The organism is Flintibacter faecis (genome assembly GCF_014287875.1).
GTDB classification, from domain to species: Bacteria; Bacillota; Clostridia; order Oscillospirales; family Oscillospiraceae; genus Lawsonibacter; species Lawsonibacter faecis_A.
Window position 1 is genome coordinate 70,721 of sequence record NZ_JACOPN010000001.1, and the last position, 18,822, is coordinate 89,542.

General features: G+C 59.6%; 17 protein-coding genes. 1 reads left to right on the forward strand and 16 read right to left on the reverse strand.

The window, feature by feature from the left end; all coding sequences use genetic code 11:
* Position 1: 1 nt before the first annotated feature.
* From H8S55_RS00315 to H8S55_RS00345, 7 genes are all read right to left on the reverse strand, one after another.
* Positions 2-415: a biotin/lipoyl-containing protein gene (locus H8S55_RS00315; RefSeq protein ID WP_186877335.1), complete on the reverse strand. Its 414-nt coding sequence runs from the start codon at positions 413-415 to the stop codon at positions 2-4.
* Between the two features lie 202 nt (positions 416-617).
* Positions 618-1,754: a (R)-2-hydroxyglutaryl-CoA dehydratase subunit beta gene (gene hgdB, locus H8S55_RS00320; protein WP_186877336.1), complete on the reverse strand. Its 1,137-nt coding sequence runs from the start codon at positions 1,752-1,754 to the stop codon at positions 618-620.
* On the reverse strand, positions 1,751-3,214 hold the full coding sequence (gene hgdA / locus H8S55_RS00325) for a (R)-2-hydroxyglutaryl-CoA dehydratase subunit alpha (protein ID WP_186877337.1): 1,464 nt from the start codon (positions 3,212-3,214) through the stop codon (positions 1,751-1,753). The genes hgdB and hgdA overlap by 4 nt, the downstream gene beginning before the upstream one ends.
* A 61-nt stretch (positions 3,215-3,275) precedes the next feature.
* The gene (gene hgdC / locus H8S55_RS00330) at positions 3,276-4,073 is read right to left on the reverse strand and encodes a (R)-2-hydroxyglutaryl-CoA dehydratase activase HgdC (RefSeq protein WP_186877338.1); all 798 of its coding nucleotides are present in this window, start codon (positions 4,071-4,073) and stop codon (positions 3,276-3,278) included.
* Positions 4,074-4,190: 117 nt separating this feature from the next.
* Positions 4,191-5,939 (reverse strand): acyl-CoA carboxylase subunit beta, encoded by a 1,749-nt coding sequence (locus H8S55_RS00335; protein ID WP_366467207.1) that lies wholly within the window; start codon positions 5,937-5,939, stop codon positions 4,191-4,193.
* Between the two features lie 106 nt (positions 5,940-6,045).
* The gene (gctB, locus tag H8S55_RS00340; RefSeq protein ID WP_186877340.1) at positions 6,046-6,849 is read right to left on the reverse strand and encodes a glutaconate CoA-transferase subunit B; all 804 of its coding nucleotides are present in this window, start codon (positions 6,847-6,849) and stop codon (positions 6,046-6,048) included.
* A 22-nt stretch (positions 6,850-6,871) separates the two neighbouring features.
* The gene (locus tag H8S55_RS00345) at positions 6,872-7,969 is read right to left on the reverse strand and encodes a CoA transferase subunit A (protein ID WP_147563414.1); all 1,098 of its coding nucleotides are present in this window, start codon (positions 7,967-7,969) and stop codon (positions 6,872-6,874) included.
* 276 nt (positions 7,970-8,245) lie between these two features.
* Here H8S55_RS00345 and H8S55_RS00350 point away from each other — a divergent pair, with 276 nt between their 5' ends.
* Complete coding sequence (locus tag H8S55_RS00350) at positions 8,246-9,082, forward strand: helix-turn-helix transcriptional regulator (protein ID WP_186877341.1); 837 nt, start codon at positions 8,246-8,248, stop codon at positions 9,080-9,082.
* A 207-nt stretch (positions 9,083-9,289) separates the two neighbouring features.
* Here H8S55_RS00350 and H8S55_RS00355 read toward each other — a convergent pair whose 3' ends face one another.
* The 9 genes from H8S55_RS00355 to H8S55_RS00395 all read right to left on the reverse strand — a co-directional run bounded on the left by H8S55_RS00355 (position 9,290) and on the right by H8S55_RS00395 (position 18,804).
* A complete protein-coding gene (locus H8S55_RS00355; protein ID WP_186877342.1) occupies positions 9,290-10,603 on the reverse strand; it encodes a 5-methylcytosine restriction system specificity protein McrC in 1,314 nt (437 codons plus the stop codon).
* Positions 10,578-12,143, reverse strand: coding sequence for an McrB family protein (locus H8S55_RS00360; RefSeq protein WP_186877343.1), 1,566 nt, complete (start codon positions 12,141-12,143; stop codon positions 10,578-10,580). The genes H8S55_RS00355 and H8S55_RS00360 overlap by 26 nt, the downstream gene beginning before the upstream one ends.
* Positions 12,144-12,170: 27 nt before the next feature.
* On the reverse strand, positions 12,171-13,046 hold the full coding sequence (locus H8S55_RS00365) for a YitT family protein (RefSeq protein WP_147563417.1): 876 nt from the start codon (positions 13,044-13,046) through the stop codon (positions 12,171-12,173).
* 40 nt (positions 13,047-13,086) lie between these two features.
* Positions 13,087-13,611, reverse strand: coding sequence for a CDP-diacylglycerol--glycerol-3-phosphate 3-phosphatidyltransferase (pgsA, locus tag H8S55_RS00370; protein WP_147563418.1), 525 nt, complete (start codon positions 13,609-13,611; stop codon positions 13,087-13,089).
* A 49-nt stretch (positions 13,612-13,660) separates the two neighbouring features.
* The gene (rimO, locus tag H8S55_RS00375; protein WP_186877344.1) at positions 13,661-14,986 is read right to left on the reverse strand and encodes a 30S ribosomal protein S12 methylthiotransferase RimO; all 1,326 of its coding nucleotides are present in this window, start codon (positions 14,984-14,986) and stop codon (positions 13,661-13,663) included.
* Positions 14,987-15,010: 24 nt separating this feature from the next.
* On the reverse strand, positions 15,011-15,637 hold the full coding sequence (locus tag H8S55_RS00380; protein WP_186877345.1) for a regulatory protein RecX: 627 nt from the start codon (positions 15,635-15,637) through the stop codon (positions 15,011-15,013).
* 3 nt (positions 15,638-15,640) lie between these two features.
* The gene (gene recA / locus H8S55_RS00385; RefSeq protein WP_186877346.1) at positions 15,641-16,771 is read right to left on the reverse strand and encodes a recombinase RecA; all 1,131 of its coding nucleotides are present in this window, start codon (positions 16,769-16,771) and stop codon (positions 15,641-15,643) included.
* A 134-nt stretch (positions 16,772-16,905) separates the two neighbouring features.
* Positions 16,906-17,769, reverse strand: coding sequence for a peptide chain release factor N(5)-glutamine methyltransferase (prmC, locus tag H8S55_RS00390; protein WP_186877347.1), 864 nt, complete (start codon positions 17,767-17,769; stop codon positions 16,906-16,908).
* Between the two features lie 39 nt (positions 17,770-17,808).
* Positions 17,809-18,804 (reverse strand): DUF1385 domain-containing protein, encoded by a 996-nt coding sequence (locus tag H8S55_RS00395; RefSeq protein WP_243200412.1) that lies wholly within the window; start codon positions 18,802-18,804, stop codon positions 17,809-17,811.
* Positions 18,805-18,822 lie beyond the last annotated feature (18 nt).

Below are 18,822 nucleotides of genomic sequence, written 5' to 3' on the forward strand. Positions count from 1 at the left end.
CTTAACCCAGGGTGACCAGCAGGTCGTCAGTGTTGACGGTGGTGCCCACAACAGCGGACACGGACTTCACGGTGCCGTCCACGGGGGCGGAGACCTCGATCTCCATCTTCATGGCCTCCAGGACCACCAGGGTGTCGCCAGCCTTCACAGCGTCGCCCACCTTGCACTCCACCTTGAAGATGTTGCCGGGCATGGGGCTGTTCACGGCAGTCTCACCAGCGGCCACGGCGGCCTTGGGGGCGGCGGGGGCAGCAGCGGGAGCGGGGGCGGCAGCAGGAGCGGGGGCGGCGGGGGCAGGAGCAGCCACAGGAGCGGCAGCCACGGGGGCGGCCACAGGAGCGGCAGCGGGGGCGGCGCCGGTCTTTTCCACAGTCACGCTGTAAACCTTGCCATTGACGGTAACATTGTAGTTCATAGCTTGTTTTCCCCTTTACTTTTTTGATCTGACACATCGTTTGGGCCCGGCTTTCACACCCAGCCCGGTTTTCTTTAGATTTCATTTCTCCCGCACTGGCGTGTGCGGGAGAAATGAATCCGAATTCGAGAAATTATAACATCTTTGCTTGACGGGTGTCAAGCGGTTCGCCCCGGCTTCCAGTTACTTCTTAACAGAAGTCTTACAGCACGTCGGCGAAAGCCTGGATGGCGGTGCTGGCCTGGCCGAAGTCCCGCATCTGCTGATCCACGCCCAGCTTGATGTGGGGGATATCGGCGGCGTCCAGCGCCTTCTTCAGGTAGGGATACTCCATCTCCTCGGGGTCGCAGAACTGCTGCATAAACAGTACCAGGCCCTGAGCGCCGGACTTCTTGACCAGCTCGGCCACGAACTCGCCCCGGCGGTTCTTGTTGGAGTGCTCATCATACAGCAGGTCGTCGTAATCCTGGTCGGCGAACTGCTGAGCCAGAGCCATCATGGGGTCGCCCTCCTCGCTGGCATCCACGCGGAAGGAGCGGCTCTCCTGAGCCACGTCATCGGCGGCGATGGCGATCTTGTTGTCGTCGAAGATCTGCAGCAGCTTGGGGTTGTCGCAGATGATGCCGGAGGTGACGATCTTCTTGCCGGTCCAGTTGGCGGCGGGCAGCTTGGCCAGCTCGGCATTCAGGGCCTCCAGCTTCTCGGCGAAGACGGCGGGCTCCATGAACCAGGCGGCACGCAGCACGGCGGAGCGCTTCACGGCGGTGATGACATCGCAGTGCTCGCTGGCCAGCTTGACAAACTCACGGCGGGCGGCGCGGCTGCGGTTCATGACCTTGATGGCCTGACGCAGGGCGTCGTCGGTGATGGCGGCGCCGGAGATCTTCTCCAGCTCAGCCTTGACGTGCATGTACTGGTCCACGGTGAACTGCAGGCCGAAAGCGGGCTTGCGGTGCTGGGGGTGGGCCAGGAAGATGCAGGGCAGCTTGCCCTCCATGGCCACGCGGAAGTTCTGGCTCATGGGGCGCAGGGTGTCGCAGATGGTGGGGGTGATGATGCCGTCCAGCTGATCCATGGTGCCGTCCAGCAGCATCTCCAGCGCCAGCTGAGCGATGGTGCAATAGAAGGTGGCACAATACTCCTTGGCCATGGAGATGGTCTTCTTGTTGCTGCCCCAGATGCCCATGGGCACCATACCGGCGGCCACGACCAGCTCCACGGGAGCAAAGTAGGGCAGGATACCGATGACCTTCTTGCCCTCGTTCTTATAAGCGGTCAGTACGCGGTGAGGATGCTCAGCAACCTCCGCAAACTCTTTCAGCATAACCTCGGTGCTCATTTCTCAGCGCCCTCCTTTTCAGCTTTGTTAGCCTCCATGGCCTCGACCAGGCCCTGAACACGGGTCTCGTACTGGGCCTCGTTGAAGTTTCTGGGGTCGGCCTGGTCGCCGTCGAAGCCGGCGCAGGGCACGCCCAGATCCTTGGTGAAGCGGCGCTGCATCTCGGCCATGTAGCCGGACCAGGGCTTGCAGGAACGGTTGTAGTGAACCAGCACGCCATCCACCTTGTTGTCACGGCAGATGCCCTCACGCCAATCCACGCCCTGCTCGATACACACGGAGTTGGGGGCCTTGTAGTAGGCGCGGGCCATCTCGTCGATGTTGTTGTACACAAAGCCGAAGGCGGGGGCGTACACCACGGCGGTGACGTTGACGCCGTTGGCCTTCAGAGGCTTGAACAGGTTGGGCAGCTTGGGCCAGCAGGGAATACCCTCGAACATCACACGATACTTCTCGGGGAAGGGCAGAGTGGAGGTGCCCTCCTTGATGTTCTTCTCCAGGTCCTCGGCCAGCAGGGCGAAGGCGTCGGCGGCAGCTTCCTTGCCGCGGGCGGTGACCACGTCGGCCATGTGGTTGAACAGGTCGAAGCCGCTCATGGGGGCGGGCTTGTACTGCAGATAGTCGCAGACCTTCAGCCAGTTCTGAGCGGTGCGGTTGGCGTGCTTGCAGGCAGTCTCGAACTTCTGCTCGTCGAACTTCTTGCCGGTCAGCTTCTCCAGCTGGTGGATGGCGGCATCGAACTGAGCGCGGACATAGGCCACGTTGGTATCGGCCACCTCAACGGTGTTGTTGTAAGGAATATCGATCATGATCAGGGGGATGTTGCACATACGGGCGATATTCTCATACCACTTGGTCATGCAGTTGCAGATGTTGTTGCAGCACAGCACGAAGTCGGGCTGGGGGATGCGCATCTGCTTATAGGGCTTGATGGCCTCCCGGCGGAAGTTCTTATAGGCGATCTCCTTCTCGGTGGTCTCGGGCAGAGCCTCGATCTCGTGGATATCGTCCAGAACGGTGTAAGGCACCTGAGTCTTGGGGTCCTTCTTGGGCTTGCCGGTCTCGGGGTCGATGACCACGTTGCCGTTCTCGTCCTTCAAAGGCTTGCCGCTCTTGGGGTCGATGATGAACTCCAGCGTCTCGGGGTCGAACTTGCGGGAAGCACGCTTGCCGGCGGCATAGGCCAGGCTGATGCGGGCGTAGCCGCAGATGTCGTTATCAAAGCCCAGGTCCTCGGCGGCCTGGCACATGATCTCGCCGTCACGCTGAGCGGCGATACCGGCAGCCTGGTTCTCGGGGTACATAACGTTCAGGTCGAACGCCTCGGCCAGCTCACAGGGGAACTTGGAGCTGGACCAGCCCACCAGCTTACCCTGCTTCTTGGCCTCACGGGCATCGGCATACACGTCATCGACGACCTTGCGCAGAGCCAGGACGCCGGGACTGACTGTTTTAGCCATAGTAAATTTCCTCCCTACTTATATTGTGACATGTGTTATGACATACACTGCAGCGGTCTTTTCAGGCCCGCTGCGCCTTTTGGTACTTCTGATAAGCGAACAGAGCAGCGCCCAATGCGCCGTTGTACTGAGTCAGGGGCGAGATGTGGACCTCATGTCCCAGCGCCTCCTCCAGCGCCTTGACCACGCCGGAGTTCTGGGCCACGCCGCCCGTCATCACCACCTGATCCCGGATGCCCACCCGGTGGGCCAGCCCGGCAACACGGGAGGCCACAGAGCGGTGGATACCGTTAATGATGTCCCGCTTATCCGTCCCCATAGACAACTGGCTGATGACCTCGCTCTCGGCAAACACCGTACAGGTAGAGCTGATCTCCACCTGCTTGGTGGACTGGGCACCCAGCATGCCAAGATCCTGCACCTTCACCTCCAGCACCCTGGCCATCACGTCCAGGAAGCGTCCGGTTCCGGCGGCACATTTGTCATTCATTACAAAGTTGGTCATCACGCCGTTTTCCACCTGCAGAATCTTCACATCCTGACCGCCGATGTCAACGACCGTGTGGACCTGGGGGAACAGGAACGTAGCGCCCTTGGCGTGACAGCTCAGCTCGCTCATCTGAGCGTCTGCGATCTCCTCCAGGGAGTTGCGCCCGTAGCCGGTGGCCAACACAAAGGCCATCTCGTCTTTGCTCTTTCCAGCCTGCTCCAGCACCTCGCTGATGGCCCGCTGGGGGCCGCTGGTACCGGCGCCAACAGAGATCAGGGACTTTGCCACGATCTCCTTGCCGTCGGCCAGCATGACGCACTTGGAAGCAGTGGAACCGATGTCAATTCCTAAGGTATAGATATGATCCATGGTAACGCTCCAAATATTCAAAATTTCGTCCGCCGGAGAACATACAGGCCATTTCTCCGGCATTCATGGGTGCTCCGGGGTCCTGGAGACCCCGGAGTCGGAAACCGCCTGAAAAAATTACTTCTTCAGGGAGTCGTAATCCTTGATGGTTCTGGGCAGCAGCATCTGGTGGAAGGGGCAGATGGACTCGGGGTTCTGATAGCAGGAGTCGGTGAAGGCCACCAGATAGTTGCGCATCATGGGCAGGTCCACGATCTCGTCCACCAGGCCGGCCTGAGCGCAGAACAGAGGCTTGGACTTGCGGTCGTAGTCGTCGATCAGCTCGTTCATCTTGTCGATGGTGCCCTGCAGGTCCTTGCCCGCCTTCTGATCCTTGGCCAGACGGCCGGTGTACATGGCGTTGGCAGCGGTCTTGCCGTTCATAACGTTGATCTCGGTGGCAGCGGTGCCCAGAGAGAAGGCGTTGTTGTCGTTGCCCTGAGGGCCGCCCAGGACGTAGTGGGCAGCGGCGGTGCCGCGGCGCAGGGTGATCTCCATCATGGGCAGCTTGCTGCTCTGGATGGAGTAGATCAGGGACTGGCCCAGACCCAGCAGCTCGGCGACCTCGGCGTCGTCGCCCACGTCGATGCCGGTGGTATCCTGGATCCAGATCATGGGCAGGCGGTCACGGGCGCACAGGGTGACGAACTCGTTCATCTTGATCAGGCCCTGGCGATACAGCTTGCCGCCCACGCCCATGGACTGGCCGTACTTGGCGACCTTGTACTCGGGGTAGTTGGGGATGATGCCCTGGTTGTTGGCGACCACGCCCACAAGCAGGCCGTCCACCTTGGCGATACCGGTGATCATCTCGGGACCGTAGCCCTTCTTATACTCCATGAACTGGCTGCCGTCGAACAGACGGGCAATGACGGAGTACATGTCATAAGCACGGTTCTTGTTGTTCAGCACCAGATCGTACAGCTCCACGTCGGAAGCGGCGGGAGACTGGGGAGTGTCCACACGGAAGAACTCCAGATCATAGCTGGGCAGCATGTCCACATACTTCTTGATGGTGGCGATGACGCCCTCCTGAGTGGGGCACACCTCGCGGAAGAAGCCGGTCTGACCATAGTGGACGGACACAGATCCGGGAGGATCGGCACGCAGGCCCTTGGTGGCCTCGATCTGGGCCAGAGCGGCCTCCATGTCAACGTGGGGCTTGGGGTTCATGCCGCCCACGATACCGGCGCCGCCCACGGCCATGTTGGCCTTCTCATGGGCGATCAGTACGGTGGGAGAGATGGAGTGGTAGCCGCCGCCGGCGGGGTTGGTGCCGTGGATGCCGACGATGACGGGCACGCCCATCTGGTTCAGCTCGGAGTTGCGATAGAAGGGGGTGCCGCCGCCCCGGCGGTTGGGGTACACCTTCTCCTGCTGGTCCAGCTCAACGCCGGCGCACTCCAGCAGATAGATCAGGGGGATGCGCAGCCGCTTGGCGGTGTCGCTGCCCCGCAGCAGGTTGTCGGCCTGACCGGGAACCCAGGTACCGGCGTGCTTCTTGTTGTCAGAGGCGATGATGCAGCACCACTTGCCGTTGACACGGCCCAGACCCTTGATGATAGAGGTGGAGCCGTTCTTGTTCTCCTGGGGGTTATACAGGCTGTTCAGGGGGCACCAGGTACCGGCGTCCACCAGCAGAGAGACACGCTGCATGGCGGTGAGCTGGCCCTTGGCGTTCATGGCCTCGTCGGGCTTGCCGGCCTCCAGGGCGCTCACAACGTGGGCGTGGATGTCATCCTCGATGGCGCGCAGCTCGGTGGCGTTCTCGGCATTGGCCTTGACGGGCTTGCCGACCACGGGCATGTTCTGGAAATAACGGGGCATGGAATAGTTACCCAATGTCAGTTCCTCCTAAAATATTTTGTATATGGGGGTGGTCCCTCTCCCCCCGGGCGGCCAAGATCAGCCCCCCGGGAGACAGGGTGTTTTCTTAGTCCTTGGGGACCTTGATGAAGGCCTGGCCGGGGTCGATCTCCTCACGGATCAGCTTGATGATCTCGGGGCTGGGGCCCTCCATCAGCTGGGCGCGGGACACGTCAATCTCGAAACCGGTGTTCTCCTGGACCATCTCGGGGCTGGAGAACGGATAGTAGTAAGCCAGATACATCCGCTTGGTCTCGTCATCAAACTTCATGATGCCCAGGTCGGTAACGACCATCTGGGGACCGCGGTTGCCGGGCAGGCCGGCACGCTCACGGCCGCCGGGGCCGTCCATCCAGCCGCAGGAGGTGATGTAGTCGATCTTCTCCATGAAGCGGCGCTTCTGGTGCTGCATCATGATGACGGTGTTGCAGAAGCCGGCAATGCCGTTGGCGCCGCCGGAACCGGTGAAACGGGTCTGGGGCTTGACGTAGTCGCCCTTACCGTAGATGCAGGTGGAGTTCACGTTGCCGTAGGGGTCGATCTGGGCGCCGCCGATGAAGGCCACCAGGCGGTCGGCGTCGTGCAGCCACTCATTGGCCTCGAAGCCGATGAAGCGGATGTTGGGCCACTGCACGGCGCAGTGGGCCATGAAGCGGTTGTCGCCCACGGAACGGGGCACCTCAACGGGATCGCAGTCCATCAGGCCGCTCTCCACGATGGGGTGGCAGGAGGGGCACACGGCCCGCTTGGCCAGAGAAGCGCCGATCAGGGGCAGACCGGTACCCACGATGACGATCTGGTTCTCCTTGATGTTCTTAGCAATGGCATAAGCCTGCATTTCCTGCTTGGTATACTTGGTGTAATCAGACATTTTCAATATCCTCCCTGTTTTCTCAGTGTCTGGTGGAGTAGCCCAGGTGGGGCTCGTTCTTCAGGCGCAGCAGACGGGAACCGCCGATTTTATCCAGCAGCTCGTCCTGATCCTTGACAGAGTAGACCCACTTGTCCAGGAAATCCTTAAAGGTCTCGGGGATGGCCACGTCGGCGGCGGCATCATCGGCGGCCTTCTTGGCGCGGGCAGCGGCATCGGCCAGCTTGGCATCCTCGGGCTTGGCGGCGGCGGCCTTCTCGGCCTTGGCAGCGGCCTTGGCCAGCTGGGCCTTGGCATCCTCGCCGTCCTGGTACTTAGAAGCCTTGTCGTACTCCTTCAGGGCGTGAGAGTCGTTGTCGTAGTAGTTGTAGCACTGAGAGGGCCAAGCGCCATAGGGGCAGTGGACCACGGCATCCACACACTGGCCGAAGATGCGGGTCAGGGTGGGATCGCGGCGGATGTACTCGTCGCTGACCAGGTCCTCGCAGGTCACGATGACCTTGCGGGCGGCCACGGCGATGTCAACATCGTGGAACTCGTCGCCCTCGATGATGCAGGTGCCGTCGGGGCTGGCCTTCTGCACGTGGATGATAGCGGTGTCCAGCTTGGGCACGGGGACAGCGATGACCTGCTCGCCGGGGTTGAAGGGGTTCTCCACCCGGACCAGCTTCTTGTCGTCCACCTTCTCCAGGGTCTTGCGGACCTCCTCGCTGATGCCCCAGTACTGCTCCAGACCGGAACCCTGCATCAGGCGCACAGGCAGGAAGGGCAGGCCCAGGGAGGCGGCGTGCAGCTGGAGCATCAGGACGTCCTGAGAGTAGTCCTCATAGGTCAGCTGGCCCTTCTCGATGGCAGCACGGAACCGGCGGGACACGTTGGTGTAGCCGGAGTTGGCGGTGTAGCAGTTGATATAAGCCTTCACACGGCCCTCGCCGATCATCATGTCCCAATCGCCGCCGGCAGGACCGGCCCAGACGGTAAAGTCCTTCTGGCCCTGACGCAGGATCTCATACACCGCAGCATAGGGCTTGCGGTTGGTGGTGAACCCGCCGAAGGAGATGCAGTCGCCGCTCTCGACGAACTTCTCCACCGCGTCGTGCAAGGAATACACTTTGTTCATGGTAAAACCTCCGTTGCAAAATGTTTTTTGGTTTTCTTGCTTGTTTGCTTCCTCTGGTTTTCAAGGTACGAAAAACCGCGCATACGCGCTATTTATCGGCTATTTATTTTAGCACAGGTCGTCCAGTGGGTCTAGCTTTAATTTAGCAAAAAGTTTGCATATCTTCTCCTTCCATGCTATAATAACAGAGAACAGCGGGATCGCCCCCATTTGGGGCAGATGTCCCCCCGCTTTTCGCCGTTCTTCCCCCGGCATCCGTTACGGAGGTTTCTGACTATGACCAACGTGGAATTCCACTTACAACTCAATCACAACGACACCTGGAACATGAGCCGGCTGCACTTTCACGACCATTTCGAGTTTCTCCTGCCCCTGACCAGTCCGGGCAATATCTTCGTCAATGACCAGGTCTATCCCCTTCAGCGGGGCACCCTGTACCTCATCGGCGAGAACACCCTCCACCGCACCATGGCCACCGGTTTTCATGCCCGGTACATCCTGCACATCAGCCGAAAGGCCCTGGATCAGCTGTCCACCCCCCAGACCGATTTTACCCAGCTGACCCACGACTCCTTCCGCCGGGCCACTCTAAACGCAGAGGAGATGACCGGCCTGATCGAGCTGTTTCAGGCCCTGGAGCGCAACAAAAACGACGGCTCCTTCGGCAGCGACATCCACCAGATGACCGCTCTGCTGAACCTGCTGGTCTATGTGGCCCCCGCCCTGAACGCCGCCACTGCCGGCGAGGCCATCCGAAACAAGGACTTTCTGCGTGTGGCCCCCATTCTGGACTATATCCGGGACAACCTGTCCGACCCCCTCACCCTGGACCAGATCGCCAGCCAATTCTATATCAGCAAGCACTATCTCTGCCGCATTTTCAAGGCGGCCACCGGCTTTTCCGTCATGGAGTATATCATCTACAGCCGGGTGCTGCGGGCCCGGCAGCTGCTGCAGGAGGGGGTTAGTGTGCAGCAGGCGGGGGAACGCTCCGGTTTTTCCGACAACTCCCATTTCATCCGCACCTTCGGCCACCTCACCGGCATCACCCCCGGTCGATATGCCAAGGAGTACCAGTCCAGCGACCAGATCCTGCTGCGAGAGAACCTCTAAGCCGGTTTTCCACCGGGTTTTCCCCATTTTATGAAATTTCGTTGGTCAATATCTGCAAATTGCGCTTTACTCTATAAAACTATTACTTTAGCACACCAGTGTCTAATAAATGTCTAAACCAGAGGATATGCCCGGGCATATTCTCTGGTTTCTTTTATGCCCCGATGCAGCAAAGCAGGGCGGCCAGATGGCCACCCTGCTCTTTGTTCATGTAAACGCACGGACGAACGCCCGTTCCCGCTGTCTCATGCACACAGCAAACTCTGAATAGCTCTGTGCATCTGCCGGGATCTGCAAACCGTGCTTGATAACGCTGATATCCCCCCGTGGGACGACATTTGCCTCATAGGTTGAGCCACGGTTCATCCACAAGTTCAGGTCGCCCGCCCCCTCCGCCTCGGGATATAGATAGTAACCGGTCTTAGCATCAAAGCGGAACATATAGGCCAGCACCTGCAAATAGTCCCGGTTTCCGATGTTGCCCATGGGCTTATATTTTGCGTCGGCAATGATCCGCTTCTCGCTGTCCCTGCTGATAAAATCAGGATAGATCAGTCCGGCATTTCTGTGAAACAGTCTCTGGGCACCCTCGCCGCTCTTATTGCTCGGGTGGTAGAAGATATCCCTAATGAGCAGATTGACATACTCCTCCCACAGCCATGCGCCGTCAAACAGGACACCGTATATCTGTCTGGAACCCGAACCGATCTGATGCTTCTGTCGCTGAAGGATCAGCAGGCACAGCCGCTGCAAGGCGAGATATTCCCGGAAATAGGCGTGGCGGACGGCGTTTCTCTTGTTCTGTTCTATGATTTTCTGCCGGTCACAGGGTGCATACCCCGGCGTGGCATCGACGACCCGCTTTACCTCGTCCTTCACCTTCACAAGCAGCCTGTTCCCATAGTGCTTTCCCCTGATAAACTCCACCGTATGCCGCACCAGCTCCATCAGGCTGTTATCAAAGGAAAACTCCCGCTGGTGATAGGCAATCTTCCCGGTAAACGGCGTGTTCCGCTTGATATGCCTGGCCACATCAATGGTGCCTTTCACATTCCCGTCGTTGTATTGACGACGGATGTACTGTTTAAACGGGCCCTTCCGCATGGCAACTTTGAGATAGCGGGGAAACAGGAACAGCAAAAACTGAAACAGCCGGTTATCCTGGTCGGCATCGGTCTCCATATCCACAATATTAGGAAAGTCCAGGACCCGGTCTAACAGATACTGAAAAAAGTAGTCCTCCCCGCCGCCGCAGAAGCGGGACCGGATGATAAGCCGCTCATCGCCCCAGCCGAGAAACCCCATTGCATTGCCGGTGCGATAGCCGTCGTTGATGCTCTGGAGGATCATCTGATCTTCGGTCATATCCTCCGCATCTTCTACAGCCTCGGGAAACAGGAATACCCCCTCCCGCTCCAGCTGTTCCAAGGTCTTGTCCGCAATTCTGTCCGTCAGCTTTCCGATATGAGAAAAGGCTTCTTTCTTCTGCCGGGAATTATCCCGGATCTTCAGCAGCTTCATTGGTGTCACCTGGGTTGGGGCTCTGATAGCCGTAAGCCTTCGCAAAACGGTCCATCAGGCCCTTCTCGTCATACATGCCCTGAACATATTCCTGCAGGAGCGGCTGCAAATAGTCGGTCCAAAGCCGGTCAAAATCCAGGGTCTTCAACTTCAGGAAGTAGGATGCACCAATCTGATAGTGCTCGTTCAGGTCCTCCACGCCGGCAATTTCTTTATTGAGGGCGGCCATCCTTCTGATCGCTTCGTCCTTTAGTGCCTCATCTTCCAGCGACGCAAGCATTTCCAGGCGCTCGTCCGCTTTCAGCTCCACAAAGCGGAAGCGGCGGCGCATAGCAAAATCAAAGCTATCCACAGAGCGGTCAATGTCATTCATTGTCCCGATGATATAGACATTCTCCGGGATATAGAATTTCTTATCCGGGTCATCATGCAGATTGGAATACTGGGTGGAAATTTCCCCTGCCCTGCCGCGATACCCGGGGTCTATGGAAAAGAACAGCTCTCCGAAAATTTTCGATATCTCGCCCCGGTTGATCTCGTCGATAATGAAGATGTACTTTTTCAGCTTTTCCTGTTTTACCTGTGCCTTTGAAGCCGTAGTTTTCTTTGCCTGAATAGCCTTATAGATCGCAAAGTCATAGGAGTATCCCTGTGTAGCGAATGTCTTTTCGAAAAAAGCTGTAACATCCTTTATCTTTTCGAACTTCTGCCCGGACTCCAGCATTTTTCTCACTTCGTCCAGATTCAAAGTGAGCCTGTTCGCTGTCTCATTTCCAGGAATGGAAATATCAATATGCCTGTCGTCTACGCTCGTTATCGTAAATTTGTTCCCATTGATGGTCTTGAACGTGTCAACGCCGAATTCAATGTCGGAGAAAAATTCTGTCATAGCCTCCTGGGCAGAGCGTTCGTTTTCCATCACTTCTTTGGGCTTTTGGGAATCCTCGTAATTTTTTCTGGCGCAGTCCACAAATTTTTTGAAAATGCCGTCCCGCAGCGCAAATCCCATGGTCCCATCGGCGTTGAGCTTGGGCCTCAGCCCCTCCACAAAGTCGGAGTAGTCATAGCTGGGGTGGAATTGGACGAACTCCACCTGTTTCTTCTGCTCGTCCGTGAGGAGCGTATAATCATCAAAATAGCCGTCGCTGATGATATCCGCTGCGATCTCCCTGGCCAGATAGGACTTTCCGGTGCCTGGGGCGCCTCGGAAAATCAGATTTTTGGATTCGATCAGCATGGCAGAGAACGGATTCCGGTATCCCCCGGACTGCTCAAACTTCTCCTGCTGCTTGGTCTCAATGGAAAAGCCCATGCTCTCCAGACAGTTTCTTGCATCCTCGCTGCCAAAGGACGCTGTAGAAATATCTGTCCCGTTCGCCAAGTGGTCCGCCACGGCCACCACATACTTGGGCGGATAGGTTTTCCCGTCCTCCGATACGAGCACATATTTCGTACTCACGTTGTGCTCGGGAACACCCTTCTCGTCGATGAATTTCAGGGCATCCATAATATCCTGTTTGTTCAACTTCGGTACAGCCACGCCGCGCCTCCTGTTTGACGATATAGTTTAATCCCTCGGGTCCCGGTAGAAATTCCCCATCAGCTTTTCCGTGCGGATGACGTTTACAAAGGCCTGGGGGTCGGCCTGCTTGACCTTGCGGGTCAGGCGGCGGAGCTGGTTGCTGCCCACCACGGAATAGATCATCACACAGGGCTCCCCGTTATAAAGGCCCACGCCCTCGATAAGGGTGGCGGTGTGGCGGGTGTCCTGAATCTGGGCGCACACGCCCCCGGCCTTCTCCCGCCCGGTGACGATGAACAGCGTCATCCGCCGCCCGTCCGGGTCCATCATACGCACCACTTGGGTGCTTGCGAATTGGAAAATGATAGAGTACAGCGCCCGATCCCAGCCAAACAGCGCACCGGCCACCATAAGCATGACCACATTGCCGCAGAAGATATAATTCCATGCATTGATGTTCTTCCGCTCGGCCAGGGCGATGGCGATAAAGTCAGTTCCGCCGCTGGTGATGCGCACCTGCAGACACAGGCTGATGGCAAATCCGTTGACCAAACCGCCGAACACGCAGATGAGCAGGATGTCCTCCGTCACCGGGACGGCAGGGATCATATCGGTAAAAAAGCTGGAAAACACGATGGCCAGACAGGAATACATCGTAAACCGTTTGCCGATCAGTTTCAGACTTACCGCCGCAGGAATGGCATTGAACAGCAGATTGAGCGGTGCAAAGGGCAGGGTGATGTGCCAATACTCCTGAGCGCACCGCTGCAGCAGACGGGTCAGGCCGGTAAAACCGCCGGGAAACAGGTCGCCTGCCTGCACAAAGCTTTTAAAATTCAGGGCCACGATGACAGAATACACCATGATGACCAGCATTCGCAGGCCCGCCTCCCGCAGGGGGCCGTTTTTGATCTTGTCCATGCATCTACTCCTTACATCAGATCTTCCAGGCTGTTTTCCGTCACTCTGCCGCAGTCAGCACGTCCAGATTCTTGGTGAAATACTCCACACCGGAATAGATGGTGGTCAGCACGATCACCGCCACGCAGATGCTGTTCACCCAATAGCCGATGGGCAGCAGCATCAGCACGATGCACACCATGGTGCTGGCCGTTTTCACCTTGCCGGACCAGCCGGCGGCGATGACCCGGCCCTTATCTGCGGCGATCATCCGCAGACCGGATACGGCAAACTCCCGCACGATGACGATGAGCAGGGCCCAGGCTGGCATCTGGCCGATCTCCACGAACCACAGCATGGCCGCCGTCACCAGACACTTGTCCGCCAGGGGGTCCATAAACTTGCCGAAATCGGTGATCTGGTTATAGTGCCGGGCGATGTAGCCGTCCAGGGTGTCGGTGATGCTGGCCAGGGCAAAGATGGCCAGCGCCCAGTAGTTGGCCCCGGGCACATGCAGATACAGCACCAGCAGAAAGGCCGGGATCATCACGACCCGCAGCAAGGTCAGCTTATTGGCGGTATTCATGGGTCTTAAATCTCCTTTATGCGCTTATATATGCGCTGTGTATTCTGGTTTATTCGTCGATCTCTCCGGTCAGGTCCCCATCCATGGTGCCGGTGATGCGCACATTCACAAAGCTCCCGGCGGGCACCAGCCCGGCTGCGGTGAAGTACACATGGCCGTCGATCTCCACCGAGTCGGCATAGGTCCGGCCCACATAGCACCCGGCCTGGCTGTCAAAGCCCTCGCACAGGACCTCCATCACCGTGCCCAGGCGCTGCTCGTTATATTCGTCCATCACCCGGGACTGCAGATCCACCACCAGCTCCACCCGGCGCTGGGCCACGTCCGGGTCCACCTGGTCGTCCATGGCGGCAGCCAGCGTCCCCTCCTCCGGGGAAAACTGGAATACTCCCGCCCGCTGGAGCTTCTCCTCCCGCAGGAACTGACACAGCTCCTCAAACTCCGCCTCGCCCTCGCCGGGCAGGCCGCAGATGAGAGAGGTTCGCAGCACCACGTCGGGCATAGCGTTCCGCAGCTTGGCAAACAGAGCCTGGATGTCCGCCTTGGTGGTGTGGCGGCGCATAGCCTTTAAAATCCCGTCGTTGCAGTGCTGGATGGGGATGTCCAGATAGTGGACGATCTTGGGGTTTTGGGCCATGGTCTGGATGAGCTCGTCGGTGATGACCTCGGGATAGAGATAGTGCAGACGGACCCAGTGGAAGTCCAGCTCGCACAGCTCCCGCAGCAGCCCTGCCAGGCTGGAGCCATCCTTCCGGTCCATGCCATAGCGGGTGATATCCTGGGCGATGACGATGAGCTCCTTCACCCCGGCCTGGGCAAGCCCTCTGGCTTCCGTCAACAAAGCGTCCATAGACCGGCTGCGGTAGCGGCCCCGCAGCTTGGGGATGATGCAGAAGGCACAGCCGTTGCTGCAGCCCTCGGCGATTTTCAGATAGGCAGTGTAGGGCGGGGTGGTGACGATGCGCTCCCCGTCCTCATAGGTGGTGTGGATGCCGGCGAAGTGCTCGGCCTTCTCCCCGGCCATCAGCTCCTCCACGGCGGCGACTACGTCGGTATAGCTCCCCGTGCCCAGCATTCCGTCCACCTCGGGCAGCTCCTTGCGGATATCGTCAGGATAGCGCTGGGTCAGACAGCCGGCCACCAGCAGCTTTTTCAGCTTTCCCTCCTCTTTCAGGCGGCCCAGCTGCAAAATATTGTCAATGGCCTCGCTCTTGGCCGACTCAATAAAGCCGCAGGTGTTCAGCACCGCCACGTCGGCCCCCTCGGGCTCGCCGGTGATGGTGTGGCCCGCCTGGCGGCACAGGGCCATCATCTGCTCGGTGTTCACCAGATTTTTGGCGCAGCCCAGGGAGACAAAGGCAATTCTATAAGGCATCGTTTTTTCGCTCCTAGTTTTTGTTTAGTCGTATTCTATGTCGATCCCGGTCTCATACCGGGCCAGGGCATCCCGGATATCGGACCAGGAGAAGCCCCGGCGGGCCAGGGCGGCGGTGACCTTTTGCAGCTGCTTCCGGTCCCCCGTCCACCCCGTCAGTTTCTTTTGCAGAAAATCGTCGATGGCCTGAGTAGAGTCCTCCACCCGGGCCAGAGCCTCGTCCCATTCTTCCCGCGGGACACCCCGGCGATACAGCTCGTCCCGCAGCTTCTTTTCGCCAAAGCCCCGGGCGGAGTATACCTCCACGATCCGCGCGGCATAGGCCGCCTCGTTGAGATAGCCCAGCTCCTCCATGCGGTCGCACACGGCATCCGCCTCCTCCGGTCCGGCCCCCCACTCATTCAGCTTTCGGGTCAGCTCCCGCCGGGACTGGGGCTTGCGGGAGAGCAGCTCCAAAGCCCGCTCCCGCATTTGGCGGCTTCGCAGGCCGGCGGTCAGGGCGGCGGCCTCCTCCTCGGTCAGCTCCCGGCCGGCATACAGGGCGAAGTCTGCGATCTCCTGCTGGCCCACCCGCAGGATCGAGCCGTCCTCCACCATGGCCAGCCAGCGGCCCTGCACCCGCTGCGAGGGTTTCAGCTCCTGAATGACCACGGCTTAGTCCTCGTCCACGGGGCCGTCCATAAAGTCATCGGCGGACACGTCCACCGCCTGGCCCGCAGACTTCTTCTCCGGCTTGTCCGCCTTGCCGCTCTTCATACCCATAAGCTTATAGGCGTTGGCCCGGACCTCGGCCTCCACTTTTTCGGCCACGTCGGGGTTATCTTTTAAATACTGCCGGGCGGCATCCCGGCCCTGGCCGATGCGCAGCTCGCCCATGGAGAACCAGGAGCCGGACTTCTGGATGATGTCCAGCTTCACCGCCAGGTCCACCATCTCCCCCCATTTGGAGATGCCCTGGCCATAGAGGATCTCAAACTCCGCCTCCCGGAAAGGGGGCGCCACCTTATTTTTCACGATCTTGGCCCGGGTGCGGTTGCCGATGATCTCGCCGCCCACCTTGATGCCCTCGATACGGCGCACGTCGATGCGCACAGAGGCATAGAACTTCAGGGCCCGGCCGCCGGTGGTCACCTCCGGGTTGCCGTACATCACGCCCACCTTTTCCCGCAGCTGGTTGATGAAGATGACGATACAGTTGGTCTTGGCGATGGAGCCGGCCAGCTTGCGCAGGGCCTGGCTCATCAGACGGGCCAGCAGACCCACGTGGGCGTCGCCCATGTCCCCCTCGATCTCGGCCCGGGGGGTCAGGGCGGCCACCGAGTCCACCACCACCACGTCCAGTGCGCCGGAGCGCACCAGGGCCTCGCAGATCTCCAGCCCCTGCTCGCCGGTGTCCGGCTGAGAGATGAGCATGGAGTCGATGTCCACGCCCAATGCCTGGGCATAGGCGGGGTCCAGAGCGTGCTCGGCATCGATGAAGGCCACCTCGCCCCCCCGTTTCTGGGCCTCGGCCACGATGTGCAGGGCCAGGGTGGTCTTGCCGGAGGACTCCGGCCCGTATATCTCGATGATGCGGCCCTTAGGCACGCCGCCGATGCCCAGGGCGATGTCCAGCGACAGAGAGCCCGTGGGGATGGACTCCACCACGATGCCCGTGTTCTCGCCCAGGCGCATGATAGAGCCCTTGCCATAGTTGCGCTCGATCTGGGCCATGCAGGTCTCCAGTGCTTTCTTCTTATCCTCAGCGGGGCTGGGGGATTCTAAAGGCGGTTTTTTGCTTGCCATATCCTCTTTTCTCCTTTCCGGCCGGAGATTTTCCGGCCCGCCAAAACCGGGGCGCTTGCCGCCCATTCTGTTATATCTATCTATTTCGCAGCTTATTTTAATCGAAACGCTGTCCCATAAACCGGACAGGAGACTCAGTCCCGGGCGGTGCCCTCCACCACCCGCCAGATGCCCTGGGTATCCTGGGCGCTCTGGATGTCCTGATAGCCGTTTTGGGCCAGGATATCCTCCACCGCCGGGGCCTGGCCCAGCCCGACCTCGAACAGCAGGGCACCGCCCAGGCGCAGGGCGGCCTTCCACTTGGGGGTGATGGCCCGGTAATAGTCCAGGCCGTCCTCTCCCCCATCCAAAGCCATCCGCGGCTCATAGTCCCGGACGGAGGCATCCAGCCCGGCGATGTCCCCGGAGGGGATATAGGGCGGGTTGCACACGATTACGTCAAAGTCCCACAGGGCGGGGCTGGGGTTGTCCAGGGCATCCACGGAGAGACAGGTGACTCGGGCATTCAGGCCGTTGCGCCGCACATTCTGCTTGCAGGTGCGCAGGGCCCCCTCGGACAGGTCGCCCAGCACCACCCGGCAGGTCGGCACCTGGGAGGCGATGGCCAGTCCCACGCAGCCGCTTCCGGCGCACAGGTCCAGCACTCGGGCACCCTCCCCGGCCTCCTGGGCCCGGGCGATGCCCCGCTCGGCCAGCAGCTCTGTGTCTGAGCGGGGAATGAGCACATCCCGGCTGATGTCCAGGGGCAGGCCATAGAACTCCCACTCCCCGATGATATAGGCCACCGGTTCCCCCGCCAGCCGCCGCTGCACCAGCTCCTCCACCCGCTTTTCCAGCTGGGCGGAGGCATATAGAGGCATATCCCGATACAGCTGTTCCCGGCTCTTGTCGGCGGCGTAGCACACGATCTCCCGGGCCTCCAGCTGGGCGGCCTCTACTCCGGCCTTTTTCAACTTGGCCCGGGCATCCAGATACAGATTATTATAGGTCGTCGCCATGACTTCCCACCTCGTCTTTCCTCTCTCGATCCGCCTTATTTACCACGCATCCGTGCCTTTCTCCTCCGGCAGGACCAGCTCCAGGGCGTGGATACCCACCTCGATCATGGAGTCGTCCGGCTCGAAGGTGGTGAAATTCTGCAGCCACAGGCCCGGGGCCACCAGAATGCGGGTGATGGGCCCGTCGTGGCGGCCGGCCCAGCGGTTGAATTCATAGCTGATGCCCACGATCACCGGCAGCATGGCCAGGTGGGCCAAAAAGCGCAGCAGCGCATTGTGTACGGGCCAGATGGCAAACACCGCCGTGGACACCAGAATAGAGATGGCGATGACCATGAACAAAAAGCTGGTGCCGCACCGGGGGTGATGCCGGGGCTGGATGCGCACATTTTCCACCGTCAGCGGCAGCCCCGCCTCATAGCAGAAAATGGTCTTGTGCTCTGCCCCGTGATAGGAGAATACCCGTTTCATCTCCTTCATCCGGGAGCACAGGGCCAGGTAGCCCACAAAAATGACGATCTTCAGCAGGCTCTCGGCCAGGTTCCGGGCCAGCATGGAGTCGGTGAACAGCACGATGAACGCCCCCAACAGGGTGGGCAGCAGGAAGAACAGGCCGATGGACATCCCCACCCCCAGCAGCACCGCCAAGGTGGTGATGACCGAGGTGGCCTTTTCGCTGCCCAAGTGCTGTTCCAGCCACTGCTCCAGCTTAGACTCCTCCTCTTCCTCCCCGCTCTCCCCGTCCTCGGGGAAAAACTCTGCCGAGTACATCAGGGCGGTGACCCCGTTGTACATGGAGTCGGCAAAGTTCACAACACCCCGGAGAAAGGGCAGCCCTAAAACGGGATAGCGGTCCTTGATAAAGCGCAGGTCCTTCACCTGGGTCTCCAGCTGGCCGTCGGGCTTGCGCACCACCACGGCCTGTTTCTTTGGGCCCCGCATCATAATGCCTTCGATCAGGGCCTGACCGCCGCACATGGTCTTGAAGGCGGTATTTCGGCCCTGTTTATTCTCTTTTGTCTGGTTTTGCAGCATGAATGGTCTCCTTACTAT

What these genes read in the sequence shown, in the direction of transcription:
- H8S55_RS00315 (WP_186877335.1), bottom strand. Translation starts at nt 415, where the DNA reads ATGAACTACAATGTTACCGTCAATGGCAAGGTTTACAGCGTGACTGTG.
- hgdB (WP_186877336.1), bottom strand. Translation starts at nt 1,754, where the DNA reads ATGAGCACCGAGGTTATGCTGAAAGAGTTTGCGGAGGTTGCTGAGCAT.
- hgdA (WP_186877337.1), bottom strand. Translation starts at nt 3,214, where the DNA reads ATGGCTAAAACAGTCAGTCCCGGCGTCCTGGCTCTGCGCAAGGTCGTC.
- hgdC (WP_186877338.1), bottom strand. Translation starts at nt 4,073, where the DNA reads ATGGATCATATCTATACCTTAGGAATTGACATCGGTTCCACTGCTTCC.
- H8S55_RS00335 (WP_366467207.1), bottom strand. Translation starts at nt 5,939, where the DNA reads ATGCCCCGTTATTTCCAGAACATGCCCGTGGTCGGCAAGCCCGTCAAG.
- gctB (WP_186877340.1), bottom strand. Translation starts at nt 6,849, where the DNA reads ATGTCTGATTACACCAAGTATACCAAGCAGGAAATGCAGGCTTATGCC.
- H8S55_RS00345 (WP_147563414.1), bottom strand. Translation starts at nt 7,969, where the DNA reads ATGAACAAAGTGTATTCCTTGCACGACGCGGTGGAGAAGTTCGTCGAG.
- H8S55_RS00350 (WP_186877341.1), top strand. Translation starts at nt 8,246, where the DNA reads ATGACCAACGTGGAATTCCACTTACAACTCAATCACAACGACACCTGG.
- H8S55_RS00355 (WP_186877342.1), bottom strand. Translation starts at nt 10,603, where the DNA reads ATGAAGCTGCTGAAGATCCGGGATAATTCCCGGCAGAAGAAAGAAGCC.
- H8S55_RS00365 (WP_147563417.1), bottom strand. Translation starts at nt 13,046, where the DNA reads ATGGACAAGATCAAAAACGGCCCCCTGCGGGAGGCGGGCCTGCGAATG.
- pgsA (WP_147563418.1), bottom strand. Translation starts at nt 13,611, where the DNA reads ATGAATACCGCCAATAAGCTGACCTTGCTGCGGGTCGTGATGATCCCG.
- rimO (WP_186877344.1), bottom strand. Translation starts at nt 14,986, where the DNA reads ATGCCTTATAGAATTGCCTTTGTCTCCCTGGGCTGCGCCAAAAATCTG.
- recA (WP_186877346.1), bottom strand. Translation starts at nt 16,771, where the DNA reads ATGGCAAGCAAAAAACCGCCTTTAGAATCCCCCAGCCCCGCTGAGGAT.
- prmC (WP_186877347.1), bottom strand. Translation starts at nt 17,769, where the DNA reads ATGGCGACGACCTATAATAATCTGTATCTGGATGCCCGGGCCAAGTTG.
- H8S55_RS00395 (WP_243200412.1), bottom strand. Translation starts at nt 18,804, where the DNA reads ATGCTGCAAAACCAGACAAAAGAGAATAAACAGGGCCGAAATACCGCC.